The sequence below is a fragment of the Candidatus Methanocrinis alkalitolerans genome (assembly GCF_029167205.1).
GTDB lineage: Archaea > Halobacteriota > Methanosarcinia > Methanotrichales > Methanotrichaceae > Methanocrinis > Methanocrinis alkalitolerans.
On the sequence record NZ_JARFPL010000008.1, the window covers coordinates 1 to 20136 of the forward strand.

General features: G+C 57.8%; 23 protein-coding genes. 14 read left to right on the forward strand and 9 right to left on the reverse strand.

The window, feature by feature from the left end; all coding sequences use genetic code 11:
- Positions 1 to 423: 423 nt before the first annotated feature.
- From P0O24_RS03475 to argS, 3 genes are all read right to left on the reverse strand, one after another.
- Positions 424 to 891: a hypothetical protein gene (locus P0O24_RS03475; RefSeq protein ID WP_316968347.1), complete on the reverse strand. Its 468-nt coding sequence runs from the start codon at positions 889 to 891 to the stop codon at positions 424 to 426.
- Positions 892 to 1068: 177 nt separating this feature from the next.
- Entirely contained in the window at positions 1069 to 1887 is an 819-nt protein-coding gene (locus tag P0O24_RS03480) for a hypothetical protein (protein ID WP_316968348.1), read from the reverse strand.
- Between the two features lie 186 nt (positions 1888 to 2073).
- Entirely contained in the window at positions 2074 to 3774 is a 1701-nt protein-coding gene (gene argS / locus P0O24_RS03485) for an arginine--tRNA ligase (RefSeq protein ID WP_316968349.1), read from the reverse strand.
- Positions 3775 to 3934: 160 nt separating this feature from the next.
- Here argS and P0O24_RS03490 point away from each other — a divergent pair, with 160 nt between their 5' ends.
- Positions 3935 to 5185 (forward strand): DUF4139 domain-containing protein, encoded by a 1251-nt coding sequence (locus P0O24_RS03490; protein WP_316968350.1) that lies wholly within the window; start codon positions 3935 to 3937, stop codon positions 5183 to 5185.
- A gap of 59 nt (positions 5186 to 5244) precedes the next feature.
- Here the strand turns inward: P0O24_RS03490 and P0O24_RS03495 are convergent, their stop codons facing one another.
- The 3 genes from P0O24_RS03495 to P0O24_RS03505 are packed head-to-tail and all read right to left on the reverse strand — an operon-like array spanning position 5245 to position 7514.
- The gene (locus P0O24_RS03495) at positions 5245 to 5679 is read right to left on the reverse strand and encodes an Hsp20/alpha crystallin family protein (RefSeq protein WP_316968351.1); all 435 of its coding nucleotides are present in this window, start codon (positions 5677 to 5679) and stop codon (positions 5245 to 5247) included.
- A gap of 42 nt (positions 5680 to 5721) precedes the next feature.
- Complete coding sequence (locus tag P0O24_RS03500) at positions 5722 to 7035, reverse strand: dihydroorotase (RefSeq protein ID WP_316968352.1); 1314 nt, start codon at positions 7033 to 7035, stop codon at positions 5722 to 5724.
- A complete protein-coding gene (locus P0O24_RS03505; protein WP_316968353.1) occupies positions 7032 to 7514 on the reverse strand; it encodes an adenosine-specific kinase in 483 nt (160 codons plus the stop codon). Before P0O24_RS03505 ends, P0O24_RS03500 begins: the two co-directional genes overlap by 4 nt.
- Positions 7515 to 7635: 121 nt before the next feature.
- On the opposite strand from P0O24_RS03505, the gene P0O24_RS03510 reads away from it, so the two are divergent.
- A complete protein-coding gene (locus tag P0O24_RS03510; protein WP_316968354.1) occupies positions 7636 to 8820 on the forward strand; it encodes a potassium channel family protein in 1185 nt (394 codons plus the stop codon).
- Between the two features lie 72 nt (positions 8821 to 8892).
- Here the strand turns inward: P0O24_RS03510 and P0O24_RS03515 are convergent, their stop codons facing one another.
- From P0O24_RS03515 to P0O24_RS03525, 3 genes are all read right to left on the reverse strand, one after another.
- A complete protein-coding gene (locus tag P0O24_RS03515) occupies positions 8893 to 9102 on the reverse strand; it encodes a hypothetical protein (RefSeq protein WP_316968355.1) in 210 nt (69 codons plus the stop codon).
- 17 nt (positions 9103 to 9119) lie between these two features.
- Positions 9120 to 10016, reverse strand: a complete 897-nt coding sequence (locus P0O24_RS03520) for a DUF7847 domain-containing protein (RefSeq protein WP_316968356.1) — start codon at positions 10014 to 10016, stop codon at positions 9120 to 9122.
- Between the two features lie 98 nt (positions 10017 to 10114).
- Positions 10115 to 10594, reverse strand: coding sequence for an RNA-binding protein (locus P0O24_RS03525; RefSeq protein WP_316968357.1), 480 nt, complete (start codon positions 10592 to 10594; stop codon positions 10115 to 10117).
- Positions 10595 to 10677: 83 nt separating this feature from the next.
- On the opposite strand from P0O24_RS03525, the gene P0O24_RS03530 reads away from it, so the two are divergent.
- The 12 genes from P0O24_RS03530 (at position 10678) to infB (ending at position 20071) form a co-directional block, all read left to right on the forward strand.
- Positions 10678 to 10896 (forward strand): LSm family protein, encoded by a 219-nt coding sequence (locus P0O24_RS03530; protein ID WP_316968358.1) that lies wholly within the window; start codon positions 10678 to 10680, stop codon positions 10894 to 10896.
- Between the two features lie 10 nt (positions 10897 to 10906).
- Positions 10907 to 11089 (forward strand): 50S ribosomal protein L37e, encoded by a 183-nt coding sequence (locus P0O24_RS03535; RefSeq protein WP_316968359.1) that lies wholly within the window; start codon positions 10907 to 10909, stop codon positions 11087 to 11089.
- A 13-nt stretch (positions 11090 to 11102) separates the two neighbouring features.
- Complete coding sequence (gene purF, locus P0O24_RS03540; protein WP_316968360.1) at positions 11103 to 12518, forward strand: amidophosphoribosyltransferase; 1416 nt, start codon at positions 11103 to 11105, stop codon at positions 12516 to 12518.
- Positions 12519 to 12931: 413 nt separating this feature from the next.
- The gene (locus P0O24_RS03545) at positions 12932 to 13789 is read left to right on the forward strand and encodes a hypothetical protein (RefSeq protein WP_316968361.1); all 858 of its coding nucleotides are present in this window, start codon (positions 12932 to 12934) and stop codon (positions 13787 to 13789) included.
- A 3-nt stretch (positions 13790 to 13792) separates the two neighbouring features.
- Positions 13793 to 14335, forward strand: coding sequence for a hypothetical protein (locus tag P0O24_RS03550; RefSeq protein WP_316968362.1), 543 nt, complete (start codon positions 13793 to 13795; stop codon positions 14333 to 14335).
- A gap of 81 nt (positions 14336 to 14416) precedes the next feature.
- Positions 14417 to 15934, forward strand: a complete 1518-nt coding sequence (locus tag P0O24_RS03555) for a dihydropteroate synthase-like protein (RefSeq protein ID WP_316968363.1) — start codon at positions 14417 to 14419, stop codon at positions 15932 to 15934.
- Between the two features lie 28 nt (positions 15935 to 15962).
- Positions 15963 to 16847 (forward strand): hypothetical protein, encoded by an 885-nt coding sequence (locus tag P0O24_RS03560; RefSeq protein WP_316968364.1) that lies wholly within the window; start codon positions 15963 to 15965, stop codon positions 16845 to 16847.
- Between the two features lie 100 nt (positions 16848 to 16947).
- Positions 16948 to 17316, forward strand: coding sequence for a 50S ribosomal protein L7Ae (rpl7ae, locus tag P0O24_RS03565; RefSeq protein WP_214032329.1), 369 nt, complete (start codon positions 16948 to 16950; stop codon positions 17314 to 17316).
- A gap of 11 nt (positions 17317 to 17327) precedes the next feature.
- A complete protein-coding gene (locus P0O24_RS03570) occupies positions 17328 to 17543 on the forward strand; it encodes a 30S ribosomal protein S28e (protein ID WP_316968365.1) in 216 nt (71 codons plus the stop codon).
- 6 nt (positions 17544 to 17549) lie between these two features.
- Complete coding sequence (locus P0O24_RS03575) at positions 17550 to 17723, forward strand: 50S ribosomal protein L24e (protein ID WP_316968366.1); 174 nt, start codon at positions 17550 to 17552, stop codon at positions 17721 to 17723.
- A gap of 3 nt (positions 17724 to 17726) precedes the next feature.
- Positions 17727 to 18176: a nucleoside-diphosphate kinase gene (ndk, locus tag P0O24_RS03580; RefSeq protein WP_316968367.1), complete on the forward strand. Its 450-nt coding sequence runs from the start codon at positions 17727 to 17729 to the stop codon at positions 18174 to 18176.
- 83 nt (positions 18177 to 18259) lie between these two features.
- A complete protein-coding gene (gene infB, locus P0O24_RS03585) occupies positions 18260 to 20071 on the forward strand; it encodes a translation initiation factor IF-2 (protein WP_316968368.1) in 1812 nt (603 codons plus the stop codon).
- Positions 20072 to 20136: the final 65 nt, after the last annotated feature.

Consider the following 20136-nt stretch of genomic DNA (forward strand, 5'->3'; position numbering starts at 1 on the left):
ATATCGTGTTGACAAATTCTAGTAAAATTATTTTAAACAAAATTTAAGTTAAACGTTTGAATTTATGCACATTTTGGCAAGCAATAAATTCTTAATTTTGCATAGCCTTACTGCGGAATGCCGGATAGACTACTCGGTGAATGATACCGATTAGCGGTCCCCCTGAGCGGTGCTTAGTTACCTGAAGACATTTCCACCCAGGTTGTGGTTTTTTACGAGTAGGTGGTCGTCCTCGACCAGCGTATTCCGGTATCTTCCCCCACGTTTGAAGCATTGCTTCCGGATAGCTATCGTTTCCATCGCTAGCTATTGCCAGCGGTTCGGTAGGGTTGCTGCGGTCTTTGATTTGAGACATCATTACCATAGCAACCTCCTCTTCGTTCTTTCCGATGGCTCTCCCTACTCTCAACCTGGTGTCGATATCTATGGCAGTGCCCCGCCAGAAGCTGCCTCGGTCGGGTTCTTCGAAATGTCCACTTTTTTCCCTTTGTGACCCACATAGGTCCACATGGCATCAAGCTGAACACGAGTCAGAGGATAGTTAGCGAGAAGCAGCGACTCGATCTTTTCTACATGGTTTGATGCTTCGCGAAGCCAGCTCATGACGGTCTCCTCTTTGATTCCCTTGATTCTATGGATGGAGGCAAGACTATTCCTTTCGGCAACCATCGCCAGGCATTCAAGGATCTCTTTGGGATTATGATGCCGACCATAGAACACCGTTCCCTTGTTCTCTACGAAGACTTTATCGCAGGTTGTACATTTCAAACGTTGAGTGCCCTTTCCGGTTCGCCCATACTTGACAATATTTCCGTGGTCAACCAGACCGTAATCGGGACAATCTTTGTTCCAGCAAAACGAACCAGCTAAGACCAATCGATTTGCCTTCATTGCTTACCTCGAACATACTATCGATAAAAAATAATATATAAAATTAATTGGGGCGAACTACCGAGAGCCACAGAATCAATCAATTCTTAAGACATATATGAAAAAATGTTCATGTCCGGGGGAGGTGGTGCACCACCTCCGCCCACCTAAACCCCCCCGATCTCTAGCCCCATCCTCTCACACCGTGAGGGTGTAGGAGTAGCCGCTCCTGAAGTACCTGTAGTACGACCTGAGGTAGCCAGAGTTTGTCACCCTTATGCTGTGGTACTGGTCGCCGGGGACGGTGAAGGTGACGACTCCGTCGAGCCTTCCGTCGCTAGCGTCCCGGTACTGCTGGCTGCCGTCGACGGTGACGGTGTAGCCGGTGAGCCAGTTAGACCTCACCGTCACCCGGGCGTACGATGGGATGGGTCCGGGGGCGGGGCCCGGAGGCCATCCGCCGCTCCCTACGTCGATGATCACGGCGTTGGAGGGCTGGTTATTGACGACGAATAGGAGGATATGCCTGCCGACGGCGTCGGCGTGGAAGTTGATCCTGGTGTAGCCGGGCCAGAATCGATGCGTGTCTTTCTCCACCCTGCCGCTCGGGTATATCTCGTAGAAGTCCGCCGACCCGCCGCTGGAGGAGTAGGCTAGGAGCTGCAGGTACGCCCCCAGGGGACAGTATGCATACTGGGTCCAGGACCAGGACCCCATGATCCAGAGAGAGTTCGTCCCGAAGTATGAAGATCTGTAGGCGGAGTAGGAGGTCGCCTCCCCTCCGAAGTAGACCGTAGAGGGCTCTCGTCCCGATATTGAGTACTGCTGGAGGTCGCCGGACGCCGGAGCATCCATGCTGTAGTAAGCCTCCGCAAGCCCCGAAGCGCCGGAGGGGCCCGTCGGCCCGGAGGAGTCCGGGCCCAACACAATCGATCTCATCAGCCCATCGGGCACCTCGTCCCCGACGTAGGTCGCATCGAAGCCGAGTGCGACACCTTCTCCCCCAAAGTCGGTCATCTTCTCTTCAGTCCATTGGCCAGCGGCCGATCCTATCAATAATATCAACAGTAAGGAGATCAACGCTTCCTTATAGCTCAAGAGGAACACCCCCATTCTTCTTTATCCCCCTGATGGTACAAAAAGTTTTGGAGTGAACCTGTGGCTGCTGAAGAGGTGGGGGCGGCTCGCTACTCCGCCCTCGATTTACATCGACTCGAGCGCCGGGATCCCCAGGGTATCCAGGGTGGCCCGCAGGCAGTTTCGGGCCGCCTTGACGAGGGCGAGCCTCGCCTCTCTGATCCCGGGGTCGGCCTCCAGGACGGGGCTCGACCGATAGAACTGGTTGAAGGACTCGGCGAGCTCCCGGGCGTAGGTCGCCAGGAGGTGGGGCTTCAGCTCCCGGGCGGCTAGGTCGATGGCGAGGTCGAACTGGGAGATCTTCCTGATGAGGTCGACCTCCTCGGCGCCTGTGAGGAGGCCTGGGTCGAAGTCGTCGATGACGCCGGCCTTATCGAGGATGCTGCATGCCCTGGCGTGAGAGTACTGAATGAAGGGGGCAGAGAGCTTCTCGAAGTCCAGGGCGGCCTTCCAGTCGAAGGTCGTCGCCTTCTCCGGGGATACCTTTACGACGTCGTACCTCACCGCACCCAGGGCGACGTCTCTGGCGACGCTCCGCCTGAAATCCTCCTCCTCCTCCGGCCTCCTCGCCGTCACCTCCTTGAACGCCTGGGCCTCCACCTCGTCGAGGAGCTCGTCGGTGGAGATGAATTTGCCCTTCCTCGTGCTCATGGAGCCGGTGGGGAGGGATACGAACTCGAAGATGACGATCTCCGGCTCTCTCACCCCCATCAGCCGGAGGGCGGCCTTAAGCTGGCCTGAAATGAGCTTGTGGTCGGCTCCCAGGACGTCGATCATTCTGTCGGACCGATCGGCCTTCCATCTGTGGTAGGCGAGGTCTCTGGTGGTGTAAAGGGACGTTCCGTCAGACCTCTTCAGTACGAGCTTCTTCTCAAACCCCTCCCCCGATAGATCGAGCTGGAGGGACCCCACCTCCCATCCGGTCAGCCCCGTCGCCTCCAGGTCATCGAAGATCCGGGCCGTCGATCCGTCCCGGACGAACTCGCTCTCCCACCGGTACGTGTCGTGAGAGATGTTCAGCCTCCTCAGGGTCTCCTCGATCCCGGAGAGGGCGTACTCCACCGCCTCCCGGAACCTTCCTGCAGTCTTCTCGTCCCCGCCCTCGTAAAGCTGCATCAGTCGGTCGACCTCCTCCTTGAGTACCGGCTCTGCGATGAGGTCCTTATTCGCCTGGATGTATACTTTGGCGATGGCGTGATCCGCCTTCGATCTGTCCAGAGGATAGCGGCCGCATCCCCAGACGACGATGGCGATCTGCCGTCCCATGTCGTTGACGTAATACTGGGACTCCACATCGCAGCCCGCCCGCCGGAGGATCCTCACCAGGGTGTCGCCGATGACGGAGTTTCTTATGTGGCCGACGTGGAGGGGTCCGTTGGGGTTTGCGGAGGTGTGCTCGACGATCACCCTCTCCGTCATGGAACCGGTCCAGCAGCGGTCTCCTTCAGCCTCCCGGATCGCCGAGTTGAGGAAGGGGCGGCTTGAAAAGAAGTTGAGGTAAGGGCCCATCGCCTCGACCCTGTCGACGGTGCCGCCCTCATCGGGGACTATAGCCTCCAGGATCTTCTGGGAGATATCTGCAGGCTTTCTCTTTAGGATGGGGGCTAGCCTGAAGGATATGGTGGAGGCGAGGTCGGCGTGGGGGCTCGTCTCCAGCATAAGCTCGTTTCCGTTGACCTTCCCTTCGGTCTCGGGCAGAAGAAACCCGCATCGATCCATGGCGTCGCGCAAGAGCGACTCGACATCTCTCCAGAAGTCCAGGAACATGAGAACATCACCGTACGACTCGGGGGAGGGAAGTTCGATATACCGATATAAGCGTTCCGACGCCGCCACCAGGGACGGTGAGCCCTTCCCCTGGGGTTCGGAAAAGCATAATATAATTGGGCAGGTCTATACCTTCATCGAAAAATGGGGAAAATTGATCATGAAGAAGAAGTTGATTCTGGCTATTCTGGTGCTGATGCTGGCCATCGCCTTGGCCAACGCTTCCGCTTCCGACGTCGGATCCGGCAAGGTCGAGGCGATCACCATCATCAGCCTTCCCGTCGACTCGGTGACCATATATCCCGACGGCCTCGCCACGGTGAAGAGGACCGGGGAGATGGAGTTGACGGAGGGGGTCCACCAGCTCGTCGTCGACCTGCCGACTTCGGTGGATATGGACTCGGTGAGGTTCTCGGCGACCAACGCCTCCGTCGAGAAGGTCCTCCGCCACGACAACCCGGAGTACACCCTCAACGTCTCCTCCCCGGGGTCCCAGAGGTTCGATCTCGTCTACCTGATGCCCAGGGCAGGGTTCTGGCGGCCGAGCTACTCGGTCCATATCGAGGACGAGACGGTCCTGGTGTCGGCTCAAGCCGTCGTCACAAACCGCTTCGGAGAGGATCTGGAGGGGGTCAGGTTGAAGCTCGTATCGGGACCGCCCCAGGTGGAGCCTCTCGCCCTCTTCAGGAGCGCCGGCGGCTTCGCCGACTACGCCCTCGAGGAGGCGGTGGCTGAGCGGGCAGCTATCGCCCCCAAGGCCGCTCCCGTCCCCGCCACCGGAGAGCTTGAGACGCTCTACATCTACGAGCTCGCCGGCCGGAAGGACCTGGAGATGAACAAAGAGGTGGGCTTCCCCTTCTTCGAAGAGACCGCCCCGATTATGAGAAACTACGTCTGGAACGCTAACCTGCGAAACGAGGGGCCTGTCGCGGAGGTCATCAAGGCGAACAACACCATGGATGACCCCTGGCCCGCGGGGTCGGCGCTCCTCTACAGGAACGACGAGTACGTCTCCATGGTGGAGATCCCCTTCACCCCATCGGGGACGGAGGCGGAGATAAATGTGGGCTCCTCCTCGGACCTGAAGGTGGGAAGGAAGCTTGCAAACTACTCCACCTCCGAGGAGATGGTCATCGTTCCGGGTGCCGGGAACGCCACTCAGCCGATGAAGGTGACGACGGAGACCTGGACCTACGAGCTCTCCATCAAGAGCAACGTCGATCGAAACGCGACGGCGGAGGTCTCGGATACAAAGCCCCTCCGGGGGGAGATGATCTCAGCGGAGCCGGAGCCGACGGAAGCGATGGCGACGACTCTGAAGTGGGTCTTAGAGCTCCAGCCCCGGGAGGAGGTGGTGATAGAGTACGCCTACAGGATCGTGACAAGAGAGGTGGTGGCGAGCAGCAAGTGAGGCTGCAGCCACCGCCATTTTCTTGCTTTTTCTTGCTTTTCTTATTTTTCTTTGCCGGGTCACTCGATGGGGACCGATTTTGGCTTCACCACGATCAGCTTGGGGAGGTGGACTTCTAAGACCCCGTCCTCGTACTTCGCCCTCACCTGCTCGGGCTTGACCTCACAGGAGAGCTTCACCTTTCGGCTCGTCTCCGATTCGGCCCTCTCCCTGGTGAGGTAAGTCCCGGAGGGGCGTTCGAACTTCGCCTTGACGGCGATGGCGTCCTCGGTCACGGCGAGGTCGATCAGCTCCTTCTTCGTCCCCGGAAGGTCCACGAATATGACGACCTCTTCGGGGGAGTCGATGACGTCCACCGCTGGCATATCCCCGAAATCGTGGAGGCTCTCGGCCGCATCCCCCAGCATCTTCCGAAATACATCTTTCGCCTGGACCGACCTCTTCATCGACTCGATGACGGCTCTACCTACCATCCTCTCTGCATCCTCTCTCATTCAAAACACCTCGATATCCTCTCTACAGTTTTCGTCCTCATCTCACCCTTCCGACCTCTTCTCCGCCTTCAGAAGGCGGGGTCCGGGAAGGTTTCTTCCAAACCCCGGCTTTGCGAGAAGCTCCCCGTCCGCAAAGACGACCTCCCCCCTGATCATGGTGATCTTGGGGAAGAGGGCGCGCCTCCCCTCGTAGGGGGTCCATTCGGCTCCGCTGTGGAGCCGGTCGGCCCTGATGTCGCAGGCGTCCCGAGGATCGATGATGGCGAGGTCCGCGTCCATCCCCACGCCGATCCTCCCCTTCGACGAGAGGCCGAAGATCTCCGCCGGCCTGCGAGAGAGGGCGTCGACGACCCTGTCGAGGGAGATGAGGTTGGACCGAACGGCCATCAGCATCAGTGGGAGCATCGTCTCGACGCCCGGGACCCCCGGCGGAGCGTCCCAGATCTCGTCCCTCTTCTCCTCGGGGAGGTGGGGGGCGTGGTCTGAGGCTATGGCGTCGACCTCCCCCTTCCGGAGCCCCTCCCAGAGGGCGTCTCTATCCCGGAAGTCCCGGAGGGGTGGGTTCATCTTGAGGAAGGTCCCCTGCCTCCGCCAGTCCCGTTTCGTAAAGAGGATGTGGTGGGGGGCCACCTCGCAGGTCACCTTCTTTCCCCTCCCCTTCGCCGCCCGGAGACGGTCCAGCCCCTCGGAGGTGCTGAGGTGGCAGATGTGAACCCGGTCGGTCATCCCCAGGATGGAGTCGATTGCCTTAGACTCCGCCAGGTTCGGCCTTGCAAATGAGTAGAGCTGCGGCTCGCGCCCATCCCGGAGCGGCTCTGAGTTCTCCCTGATCACATCCGGGTCCTCGGCGTGGACGGTGGGGAGGAGCCCCGCCTTTGCCGTCTCCGCCAGGATCTTTCGCAGCTCCTCTTCGCCGTGGTCGTAGGTGAAGATCTCGCCGATAGCCGACGCCCCCAGCTCTGCGAGCCTCTTCACCTGCCCCGGCCCGCCGTTGAGGCAGAAGTCGACGACAGACCGCCTCTCGGCGATCTCCAGTTTCATCCTGTAAGAGGGGCCGTCCACCGTGGGGGGGTTGGTATTCGGCTGGTCGACGACGGCGGTGACCCCGCCGGCGGCGGCGGAGGTGGATCCCGTCTCCCAGTCCTCCTTGAAGGTGTAGCCGGGGTCCCGGAAGTGGACGTGGATGTCGATCGCCCCCGGAAGGACGATCATACCCCGTCCATCGATCGTCTCCTCTGCCTGATGGCCCCCCCCAAGGCCGGCGATCTTTCGACCCTTGATCCAGACGTCGAGGTTCTGGAGGCGGCCGTCGACGTAGACCCTCCCGCCTTTGACGACCCGATCCATTCCGGTCATAGCTTGTAGCCGAACTTTCTCAGCATCCCTCTCCGATCGGAGACGTCCTCCTCCGACTCCGCGCCCTTCGGCGAGGAGCCGTCGACGACCCCCATGATCCCTCCGCCCTGCTCAGTCCTCGCCACCACCGCCTCCACGGGGTTTGCGGTGGCGCAGAAGACGGCGCAGACCTCCTGGACCGCCTTGATGGAGTTCAGGACGTTTATGGGGAACGCCTCCCGGAGGAGGATTACGAAGGTGTGGCCGCACCCCAGGGCCAGGGAATTATCCTTCGCCGCCCCGATCAACTCCGGGTCGTTGCCTTCGCACCGGACGAGACACGGTCCACTCGCCTCGGAGAAGGCGATCCCGAACCTGGATTTTGGGGCGGTGCCTGCAACCGCCTCGTAGAGGTCTTCTGCGGTCTTTATGAAGTGGCTCTGCCCCATGATCAGGTTCGAGCCCTCGGGGATCTTCAGCCTTACAGTCTCTAGCTCCATCTATCAAATCCTCCAGACCAAAATAATGGGTCGAGATGACTTATATCTATGGCTTGAAGGCGGTCGAAGGGAACGACACTTATATTTAATCTATGATGGAAAGAGAGAGATGGAGAGCGGCATGAGAAAGATCGAATACTGCCCCATAAGCATGAAGCAACTTCTGGTGAAGATGAAAGACACCAGCGAGCTGATGCTCGATCTCGGATATTCTGCGGTCCTCTACGACGATGACGACCTGGCGATGGAGGTGATCAGGCTGGAAGATAAGATGGACGTCTACGATTATCACGTCCAGATATCGGCGATGCTCGCCGCCAGGACCGTCGAGGATGCCGAGGCCCTCTCCGGCATCCTCCAGATCGCCTCGGCGGCGGAGATCATCTCCAACGCCGCGGGGGACATCGCCAGCATCGTCCACCTGAAGATGGGGATACCCTACGAGCTGAAGAAGGACCTGAGACAGGCCGAGGAGACGGTGGCCCGGGCGGTGGTGGGGCAGGACTCGAAGGTGGCGGGCAAGAGCCTCGACGACCTCTCTTTTGAGACGGAGGTGGGGATGAGCGTCATCGCCATACGCCGCGGCGAAAGCTGGATCTACGACCCCGAGCCGGAGACGGAGATCGTGATCGGGGACATCCTCTTCGCCAGAGGCCACGACGAGGGGGTGCCCCTCTTCCTCGAGATGACGACGGGCAGACCCCAGGTGCCGAAGGCTTACCAGGAGAGCGGCATCGGCCAGCTGGACAGGGCCGTCGACATCATCGTCGAGATGAAGAACAGGTCGGAGCTGGCTGTGGGCCTCGCCTACACCGCCGTCCTCTTCGATAGCGAAGAGGTGGCCATCGAGGTCGAGGAGATCGAGCAGGAGATGGACGAGATGAAATACGACCTCCAGCGGTGGGTCCTCCAGGCGGCAAAACACGTCGACGACATCGAGAACCTCCGGGGGCTCCTCCACCTCGCCGTCTCGACGGAGATCATCAGCGACGCCGCCCTCAAGATAGCCAACGTCGTCCTCCACGAGATCGAGCCCCACCCGATCCTGGCGATGGCCATGAGGGAGTCGGACGAGGTGATCACCAGGGTCGAGATAGCTGCCGGGGCGGAGATGGACGGAAAGACCCTCGGCGACTTGGACCTGGAGACGGAGACGGGGATGTACGTCCTGGCGGTGAAGCGGGGTGGGAGATGGACCTACAACCCCAAGGCCAGGGTGACCCTGGGTTCCGGCGACCTGATCTTCGCCCGGGGGAGCAAGGGCGGCGAGGAGCTGCTGCGCAAGATGAGCGGCGCGCGGCCGTGAACGTTTTTATCGACAGATCCGGCGAGGGGGGACTCGGCGGCTCCACGGACGACCTATGCCCGCCGATCTCGGCTACTCTTTCCTCTTGCCCCTTCTCCGGAGGACTACCGTCGATGTGACGAAGTAGCTGGAGGCGAAGATCGCCGCGGCGAGGAAGGACTCGCCGAGGCTGGGGTTTCCGATCCGGTCGAGGTATAGGGTGTAGACTAGGAAGAATATCATCCCCGCCACCAGAGTCTGGTAACCCACACCCCTCCTTTTGAAGTTCGATAGCATGCTCATGCCCGGGGGTATCCCACCTACAGATACTTCACCCCTTCGTTCGGGACGGCTTGCGCCTCCGGGATCTTGCCGGTCCTGGTCATGTAGAGCCTCGTCCACCAGACGGTGGTGAGGGGCGATATCACCAGGATGCCGACGACGCCGCTCAGGGTGGAGAAGAAGGCGCTGGCAGCCTCAGATCCAGAGAAGGGGACTGCCGCAAACTGGATCGCCATGGAAACCGCCATCACCACGAGCCAGATGAGAAATACGTCCATCTTCTTCGATAGGAAGAAACCGATCCCTCCTTTTATCGCGCCGATGGGGCCGAGATCCTCGACGACGAGGGCGTAGGGTACCATCGCCAGGAGGAGGGATATCAGAAGGGCGTAGGCGATGAGGAGGATCATCCAGAGGACGAGGGAGCCGAACTCGGGCTCGCTTGCCGCAAGAGCTGCCGATATCTCCGAGATGAAGGGGAGGGAGAGGGCTACGGCCCCGGCTATGATCAAGGCCATCATGATCACCTCCGCCATAAAGAGGCTCAGGTAATGGCGCCTTCCCGAGGCCCACATATCCTTCAAGGTGGTCTTTCCTTTCAGTGTCGCCTTTCTCGCCATCCCTATGGCTCCGGCGGTGAAGAAGCTGGAGGCCAGGTAGATCAGAAGAACGCCGACGAGGAGGACCGCCGCCGCCATACCCAGGTTAGCAGCGGACTTGAGGAGTTCTGCCAGCTCTTCGGGGGATCCCATCTCCCCCGCCGTGGAGAACGCCTCGGGAGATCCGGTGATCAGAGGATAAAAAGCTACAACCACCGTGAAGATGCCCAGGATCATCATCGCGACGATCATGAGGACGAAGGGGACGGCAAGGTTGAGGTTTTGCCTCCAGGTCTCATAACCCGTCCTTATCAGGGTTCCAATGTCTTCGTACATATGGAGACCGCCTTTGGCCTCGGATGTATAACATTCTTTCGAGAGGTCTTCAGAGATGGGGTCCGCCGGGAACCTCGGAATTATTCTCGTTTTGGATCTTAGCCCGTCATATCCCAGAGGTCGTCTCCGACGTGGTGGACCGACTTTACCGCCTTTCCTGACCCTCTCATCTCGGGGCCGGGGAGGAGGGCTACGCCGACGGCGAGGGGCTTTCTGTGCTTCTCCTCGACGATCACCACCGGATCTCCGGGTTCGATCTCTGGGTCTGCATCCACGATCCCCGGAGCCATGACGTCGGCTCCGTTGACGATGAAGCTGACGGCTCCGGAGTCCACCACCACTATCTTCTTCTTCGGCTTGAACTCCAGAGCGCCCCGGACGGTGAAGAAAGGTCGCCCCTCCATCATCATGAATATGGGCCTCCCCTTCAAGAGGACCAGGTTGAAGTCTTGATCTGTCTCGGCTACCTCAAGAGAGAGACCTCGCATATTTCGGGGTTCTTCCAGGAACGGCTCAATCAACCTCAGGATCTTCTTCGACTCGCTCCCCTTGAGGTGGTGCCTGGATTTGATCTTCATAAAACCCCAATTCCCCGACAAGTTTAAATACGCAACGTGCAAGTCTCGCCATAGCTTTTGTCTATCAGACTGGAGAGAGGCCGATGGCTCAGAGACCCCTTGATATTTTAAATGAATCGCTGAACGGGCCCGTAATAGTCAAGCTGAAGGACGGAAGGGCGTTTAGAGGAGAGCTTCAGGGCTACGACATCCACATGAACCTGGTGCTCGACAACACCGAGGAGATAGGAGAGGAAGAAGATTCGCAGAAGCTCGGAACGGTCGTAGTCCGAGGAGATAACGTGGTTTACATTTCACCGTGAGGTTAAATAAATGACAAAAGGCACCCCATCCATGGGAAGGCGCCAGAAGAAGACGCACGTCAAGTGTCGTCGCTGTGGCAAGGTATCCTTCAACTTCCATAACAAGGCCTGCGCATCCTGCGGCTTCGGCAAGTCCAAGAGGCTCCGGGGCTACGGCTGGCAGAGATACAGCAGCAACCACGGCGGAAGCTGAGCGGAGGTCCGGGTTGCAGGACAAGTGCGGCGTGGTGGGGATCTCCTCGGGAGATTCGTGTCGCAACGTGGCCAAGTCGATCTATTATGCCCTTTACGCCCTGCAACATCGAGGCCAGGAGTCGGCCGGGATCTCAGTATACGACGGGAAGGTCGTCTGGACCCACAAGGCCATGGGGCTCGTCGCCGAGGTCTTCAACAACGCCCGGATCGAAGCCCTGGGTGGGGCCACCGGCATAGGTCACGTCAGGTACTCTACGGCGGGAGAATCAGCGCTCAAGAACAGCCAGCCCATCCTGGTGAAGTACAGGGAGGGCTCCGTCGCCATCGCCCACAACGGGAACCTCGTCAACGCAGGAAAGCTCAAAGAGGAGCTGGAGGCGGAGGGGGAGGTCTTTCATTCCACCTCCGACACCGAGGTGATCGCCCGCCTCTTCGTTCGGGCGATGCTGGAGCGGGAGGACCCCGCCGAGGCGGTCAGGACGATAATCCGCAAGGCAGTCGGCTCTTACTCCATCGTCATCCTCGCGGGAAATCTCATAATAGCGGTGAGAGATCCCCTGGGGATAAAGCCCCTCTGCGTCGGAAAGACCGACTCCGACATCATCATCGCCTCAGAGTCCGTCGCCATCGACACCCTCAACGGGACCCTGGTGAGGGACGTTCGGCCCGGGGAGATGGTGATCGCCAAAGATGGCGACGTCCGGTTCTACCAGCTATCCCACCAGCAGTGCCCGGCCCACTGCGTCTTTGAGTACATCTACTTCGCCAGGCCCGACAGCATCATGGACGGCAGGCTCGTCTACGACGTCCGGGTCAAGATCGGGGCCGCCCTCGCCGAAGAGCACCCCTGCGACGCGGATACCGTGACGCCCATCCCCGACTCGGGGATCACCTTCGCCGTCGGCTACCACCAGAGGTCCGATATAAAGTACCGGGAGTGTCTGATGAAGAACCGCTACATAGGCAGGACCTTCATCATGCCCGGCCAGGAGCTGAGGGAGACGGCAGTCCGGCTGAAGATGAACACCATCCGCCCCAACATCGAGGGGAATAGGATCATCATGATCGACGACTCCATCGTCCGGGGGACGACGAGCCGGCGGATCGTGGACATGGTGAAGTCCGCCGGGGCCGAGGAGGTCCACGTCCGGATCGGAAGCCCCCCCATCCTCGCCCCCTGCTACATGGGGATCGACATGGCGACGAGGGACGAGCTGATCGCCGCTCACAAGACCGTCGCCGGGGTCGAAGCGGTGATCGGCGCGGACTCCCTCGGCTACATCAGCCACGAGGGGCTGGTCGAAGCAATCGGCGTTCCCCGGGAGAGCCTCTGCATGGGCTGTCTCACAGGGGTTTATCCCGTCGAGATCCCCGGCGAGGTCTGCCGCCTCGCGCAGACGAGGATCACGGAGTACATCGATGAGTGAACTGGGCGGCTCTTGCGAGGTGGCCAAGGGGTTTAATTTCGATTTTGTCGAAACCGTTTTGATATCGTAGAAGAAATCATCAATTTGGGGCAATACTGATATACCTATAGGACTTTCCATCGGTCATCGGTTAAGGAAATAAAATGCCTTTATCTTGAAGTTCATATTACGCTTTATGCGTTGAAAGAATGAGGTCAGAATTTGAGAACGGATTGCTGCACCCATTTTGATCCCGCCAGACTTGGAGGACTTGCTACCAGGAATGCTATTGCATCGCGATTTTTCCCTTAACCGATGACCAATGTAGGACTTTCACAGAGTCGGTAACTTATCAAATCAAATCTTAAAAGACACCTCAGATAAAAAGCAGAGAATAGAATTCAACATGAACTCTTTAGAGAGGAGAATGCCAAATGACTGAAGAGAGATTATCCACAATTGTGATGGGTAAAGTACATGTTGTATCCAATTGGGAAACTGAGAGTTTTGGAGATAAAATTTTAAGTTTGATTTCAAGTGGCGAAGAATATAAACAACGTAAAGGAAAAGGAGCTGATAAATTCATATGGTCTATCGGAGATCATTTAACTATGGACTTAAATGGTAAGAAAGTAATTTTTGCAAGGCTAGGTAAAATAAATATGGAGTTTGAAGAAGCTATTTGGGATCGTAGAGAAAAATCATTTAAAAAGGTATCTGTGCAGGAGCCTAAAGCGCTTTCTTGGTCAAATTTTATAATAATAACTGACACACAAGATATCATTTTTGAAGAGAAATTGCCAGACATATCTATAAAACAATTTACAGAGATTTTTTCATATTTATACAAGCAACATTTTAGCGGAGATTTATCTTCGTTAAAGATTGATTTAATGCAAGAGACCAAACGAATATTCGATAAATTGAGAGGGTTTGATAAGATACTAGAAGTTCAATTAAAAGTAACGCCTTCAAATCCGCATGACGATCCTTTATTTAAGCCACTGGATGATATGCTAAAAAATAGCGGGACAAAAGAAGCTAACTTGAAATTTAAGAATAAAGAAGACGGCCTAACGGTTGAAGATACAATAATTGAACAAGGAATAGCGCTAAGTAGCGCAGGTTATGGTCAATATACAATCGTGGCAAAAAAAGACGAACAAATTGAGAAAATTAAATCTAAAGATGAAATTATACGAGCTGAAATCGAGGTTGCTGACGAGCCTGAATATATAACAAGGGGATTCTATAGAAAATATAATGAGTTCATTCATCGGGAAGAGGGATAATGCTTGAACTACGGTGATACAAAGTTCTGGGCATTGCTTAATAATTATGGAAAAGGAAATATCATTAAATCTATAGATCTTATTTTCTCTTTAATATTAACAACTACTTTTGTATTTATTGTTTTATATTTAAACCATTTGGAGGTAACGATCAATATAATTTGTCCTCAGTTTATAACTGTTTCATCGGCCTTGATAGCTGTTATCATTGCTGGTCTTGCAATAGTCGTATCTATTTCTGATGATAACTTTATTCTTATGTTAAAGAATGTAAAAGTTTATGAAAAAATCCTATTTTTATTTTATTATGATATAATATTATTAGGATGCAGTATCGTTTCCAACGCGATAGCATACCTAACTCCAAATATTGTTACTTTAAATATAATTATTAATGGTATTCAAATCGAGACTGCATTTTTTATGGTATTACTTTGGTTAGCGACCTTCCTTGGATTATATTCGCTATTTTCTGTTATTTTGCTAGTAGGAACGATCATGAGATATGGCCTATATAGAGGGGCTTTTATTGAAATTAATAATTAAAAAATGATCAGTGACACGCATAATTTTTTTAATTAGCACTCTCCACAGCCTTTTTCACCTCCCGCCACCTACACCCACCCCATGAGAGCGCTTGCCGTGACCGGAAGGCTCGCCGAGGGGATGGTGAGGGAGGCCGTTGGAGACCGGGCCGACGTCCTAGTGATGAATGTCGACGTCGCCTCCTTCATAACCCCGAAGATGCTCCGGGAGGCTTCGCCCTCGGGCTACGACTTGATCCTCATACCGGGGGCTATCACCGCCGACTTCGGCCCCGTCGCCGCGGAGCTGGGCACGATGGTCCGGCTCGGGCCCAAGCACGCCGTCGACCTGCGGAGCGTCTTGCCCCTCCTGGACTCGGTCGAGCTCTCGGCGACCGTCCCCGCCTGCGTCCTGCTGGAGGAGAAAATGAGGTCGCAGGCCCGGGCCGCCATCTCTTCCCTGGAGGCGGGATCTTATGCGCCGTTGTCGATCAAAGGCGTCAAGGTCGGCGGTGCGAGCCGGATGAAGGTCCTGGCCGAGATAGTCGACGCGACCCGCTTCGATGACGGGGAGCTCGCAGGGATCGTCCGCCACTATGAGCGCGAGGGGGCGGATATGATCGATTTAGGGATTCCGCTGGACGCCGAGCCCGCCGCTGTGGCCCGGGCCGTCCGGGTGGCCCGGGAAGCGACCAGCCTTCCCGTCTCCGTCGACACCCTCCAGCCCGATCTCCTCAAAGCCGGGATCGAGGCGGGCTGCGACCTGGTCCTCAGCCTCGACGGCTCGAATTTGGAGGATGTGGGGCCTATGGCGGCCGAGGCCGGGGTGCCGGCGGTCGTCCTGCCGGGTCCGGAGGCGAGCCTCGCGGAGAACCTCCGGCGCGCCCTCGCCCTGGGCGTCTCTGCCATGGCCGACCCGGTCTTGAGCCCGCCGCTCCTCGGCCTAGCCGAATCGATCTGCAGGTACCGCGACTTTCATCAGGCCTTTCCCAAGGTCCCTCTATTCTTCGGCGCGGGGAACGTGACGGAGCTCCTCGACGCCGACTCTCCCGGGGCCAACGGACTTCTCGCCGCCATCGGGGCGGAGGTGGGGGGAAGCGTCCTCTTCACCCCCGAGTACAGCGATAAGGCCCACGGCAGCATCCGGGAGCTTCGGAGGGCGAGCGAGATGGTCCATCTCGCCGGCGCGAGAGGGACCCCCCCCAAAGATCTGGGGGTCGACCTCCTCGTCCTCAAGGAGAAGCGCCGCCGCCCCGAGGCGGAGATGCCGGAGGAGTTTGTTGTGGTGGAGGCCTGCGGCCGCGGTGGCGGCGGAGGTGAGGGGGTTGACGGAGTAGACGGAGACGGAACCGTCGCCGTCGGCGGCCGCCGGATGGAGATGGACCCCGCCGGAAGCTTCAGGATAGGCGTCGCGAAAGGAAAGATCGTCGTCATCCACGACGCCGTCACCCTGGTGGGCGGGTCGGCCCGGGACCTCCTGGCGGAGATCGTCGACCGGGGGCTCATCACCAGGCTCGATCACGCCGGATACCTCGGCCGGGAGCTGGAGCGGGCCCAGACCGCCATCGTCCTTGGGAGGAGCTACTCCCAGGACGAGCCGCTATTTTCGACAAAGAATTAAATAAGATCGGATCGTCCACCGACCCCTGATGAATCAGAGATCATGGGCCATTACAGTGGCGGTCTTCATCGCCGGCATAATGATATTCTCCACCTTCGCCGGTTTCGTCATGCGGGACGGTGGGCCCGTCGAGACCGTCTCCCGAGGGGCCTGGAACCCCTCGGACTTCGGGGTCGGAGGAAGGCTCATCAGCTGGGACTTCGATGGCGTCGGTGACGCTCTGGGGATGTATCCACAGGACCTGGTCTTCGCCTTCTGGATCGACATGACAGCCTCTGAGGATCTCAACGAGGCTGCGGCCCTCTCCCTTCCGCTGACTGTGGGCCTCACCTATAGAGATCAGGTGAACCTCTACCCAGAACCGATAGACAGGTTATCCTGGGGGCTCTTTCGAGACGAGATTGTGGAGTTCCACTGGACGAAGCCCGCCCGCATTGGAGTTGAAAGCCTCGCAATACTCTACAACGGATACCAGATGATACCCCTGGGGACGACGGATATCTTCACCGTCATGGGAACTCCCGTCCTCTTCGGAGGCGAGCCCTCCGTCAGGACGATCCTGGACGTCTTGGCGGGCCAAGCCCCCACCACCGATGAGTTCGTCCTCCCTTACGATGAGGTTGACGCCCTTCAGATATCATCTCTCGGAAAGGACGTCGTCGATAACCCCGGATTCGTGCCGCCCCTGGGCGGAGTTTACCTTGAGTCCTACCTGGGAGTGAGCCCTTACGAAGGCGGCTATTACTTGACGGCAAAGTACCTATCACTTCGCGGCGAAAGCGAGAGGAGGGTCTTCGATCTGGCGAGGGATTACGCCCTTGAGATATCTTCTGCTGACGGGATCACGGCGGTCTCGGGATCGGTGGAAACCCAGAACCTGGCAGAGACGCTCGGAGCGTTCGTCGCTCCATAGCGCAACCTTTTTAGCTGGGAAGCGGCCCCCATCAGCTAAGCCGTTTGGGGCGACTTTTGCGATGAATGATGACGGGCACCGCCCTGAAGGAGAATAAATTATGGCAAGACCGATATACGTAAGATTTGACGTTCCAGCCGACCTGGCCTCCAAATCCCTGGAGGCGATCGAGCTGGCTCGCGATACTGGAAGGCTCAAGAAAGGGACCAACGAGACGACCAAGGCCATCGAGCGCGGCATAGCAAAGCTCGTGGTGGTGGGCGAAGACGTGGAGCCTCCTGAGATCGTGGCCCATATCCCGCCGCTCTGCGAAGAGAAGAAGACTCCTTACATCTACGTCAAAAAACAGAGCGAGATCGGCGCCGCTTGCGGCATGAGGGTTAAAAGCGCGGCCGTGGCCATCCTGGAGCCGGGGAAGGGTAAGGACGTTTTGGACGAGATAGTTCAGAAGGCCCAGGCCCTGAAGTAGGGGTGTAGCTGATGGCAGACGATTGGGACGGAGTTCCCGCCGAAGTCATAGAGATCATAGGCAACACCGGGATGCACGGTGAGGCCACCCAGATCAAGTGCAGAATTCTGGAGGGCAGCAACAAAGGGCGCATCATCACCAGGAACTGCATGGGCCCCATCAGGATGGGGGACGTTCTGATGCTGCTGGAGACCGCCAGAGAAGCCAAGAAGCTTACCACCAGGTGAGGTCTCATGGAAGAGAGAAAGTGCTCCTTTTGCAACCGGAATATCGAGGCCGGAACAGGGAAGATCTACGCCAAGAGGGACGGCACCGTATTCTATTTCTGCTCGTCCAAATGCGAGAAGAACATGACCAAGCTGCGCAGAGTCCCAAGAAGGATCGAGTGGGCGATCAAAGGGTGGTAGGGCTTGGAGAGTACCTTCGTCATGATCAAGCCCGACGGCGTCCAGCGGTGCCTGGTGGGCAAGATCGTCCAGAGGATAGAGGCGAAAGGGCTGAAGATAGTTGCCATGAAGATGAGGACCATCCCCCTCGACGTCGCCGAGGAGCATTACGTCGAGCATAAGAAGAAGCCCTTCTTCGGTGACCTCGTCGGCTTCATCACCTCAGGCCCCTCGGTTCCGATGGTGGTGGAGGGCAAAGACGCCATCTCCGAGGTGAGGAAGATGAACGGGGCGACAAACCCCACGAAAGCCCAGCCGGGGACCATTCGGGGAGACTTCGGCCTTGACATGGGGCGGAACGTAATTCACGGCTCCGACTCGCCGGAGTCGGCGGCAAGAGAGATCGCCCTCCACTTCGAAGAATCCGAAATATCCAGATACACCAGGATAGATGAGGCCTGGCTCTACGAGTGAGCCGGGGATACGTCAAGCTAGATTTCCATGGAGGCGGCCACATCGCAGCCTTTGGAACTGACGGGGTCCGGATGTGATCGGTCATGAAGCAGAAATCGAGGAAGGCGAAGAAGGCGAAGGGTCTGGCCGAGTCCAACCTGAGAACCCCCATCGTCTGCGTGATGGGCCATGTGGACCACGGCAAGACGACCCTCCTCGACAAGATCAGAGGGACCACCATAGCCGACGGCGAGGCGGGAGCTATAACCCAGCACATCGGAGCCACCGAGATCCCCCTGAACGTCATCAAGGATGTCTGCGGACCGATATATAGAGGCGACTTCCAGATCCCGGGCCTCCTATTCATCGACACCCCCGGCCACCATTCCTTCACCTCCCTGCGGAGCAGGGGCGGATCTCTCGCCGACCTCGCCATCCTCATCGTCGACGTCAACGAGGGGTTCCAGCCCCAGACTATAGAGTCGATAAATATCCTCAAACGCTACCGCACACCCTTTGTGGTGGCAGCGAACAAGATCGACAGGATCTCAGGATGGCAGCCGGTGAAAGGGGCGCCCCTCGCCGCGACCCTCAAAGCCCAGAGCGAAAGGGTCCGCGGAGACCTGGACAACCGGATCTACGAGCTGATAGGGGAGCTTTACAAATACGGCTTCAACTCTGATCGGTACGATCGGATCAGCGACTTCACCAAGAACGTGGGGGTAGTGCCGGTCAGCTCCATCTCCGGGGAGGGGGTCCCCGACCTTCTGATGGTCCTTCTGGGGCTCGCCCAGAAGTTTTTGAAGGAGAACTTGATGATCAGGGCCAGCGGCCCCGGGGTCGGGACAATCCTGGAGGTGAAGGAGGAACGAGGCCTTGGGACCACCCTCGACGTCATACTCTATGACGGCGAGTTTCGGGCCGGAGATACCATCGTCGTGGGGACCCTCAAAGAGCCGATCGTCACCAAGATCAGGGCGCTCCTGAAGCCCAGGCCCCTCTCGGAGATCAGGAGCGAAGAACGGTTTCTTCCGGTGAAGCACGTGGCAGCCGCCAGCGGCGTAAAGGTTTCGGCCCCTCGAATTGAGAGCGCCCTTGCAGGCTCCACGGTTAGGGTGGTGAGCGAGGCCGAAGACGTCGATCTGGTGGCAGAGGATATCAAGTCGGAGCTGGAGACGGCGAGGATAGATACCGAGAACGTGGGGGTGATCATCAAGACCGACACCATCGGATCTCTCGAGGCGCTGGTGGGCGAATTGGAGTCCAAGGAGATACCGATCCACGCCGCCGACGTCGGCCCCATCACAAGAAGGGACGTCATCAGGGCGGCGGCGATCCAAGACCCCCTGTACTCTGCGGTCCTGGGTTTCAACGTCAAGATCCTCCCCGACGCCCTCTCCGAGGTCCAGAAGAGCGACGTGCCGATCTTCCTCTCCGACGTCATCTACACCCTCATCGAGAACTACGACGACTGGGTCGGCGACCAGAAGATGAGGATGGAGCAGGAGAGGCTCCAGGCGGTGATAAGGCCCGGGATGATCAGGATCATTCCAGACTATGTCTTCAGACAGTCCAAGCCCGCGGTCGTCGGGGTCCAGGTGGTGGGCGGCCAGATCACAAATAGCGTCACCCTGATGAGGGAGGACGGTGCCGTGGTCGGGACGGTGAAGGGCGTCCAGATGAGCGGCGAGAACGTCGGATCCGCCAGCGTCGGAAAGGAGGTGGCGGTCTCCATAGACGGGCCCACCGTCGGCCGCCAGATCCACGAGGGCGACATCCTCTACGTCAACATCCCCGAGCGGCACGTCAAGATCATCGAGGCCGAGCTGAAGCAGAGGTTCTCCGAGGACGAGCTGGAGGCTCTGGAGAAGTTTCTGGAGATCAAGAGGAATAAAGACCCCTTCTGGGGTCGATGATCCTCTCGATCCTCTTCATGAAGCCGAAAGCTCCACAGAAACTCCTGATCCAAGGTCTCTATCGA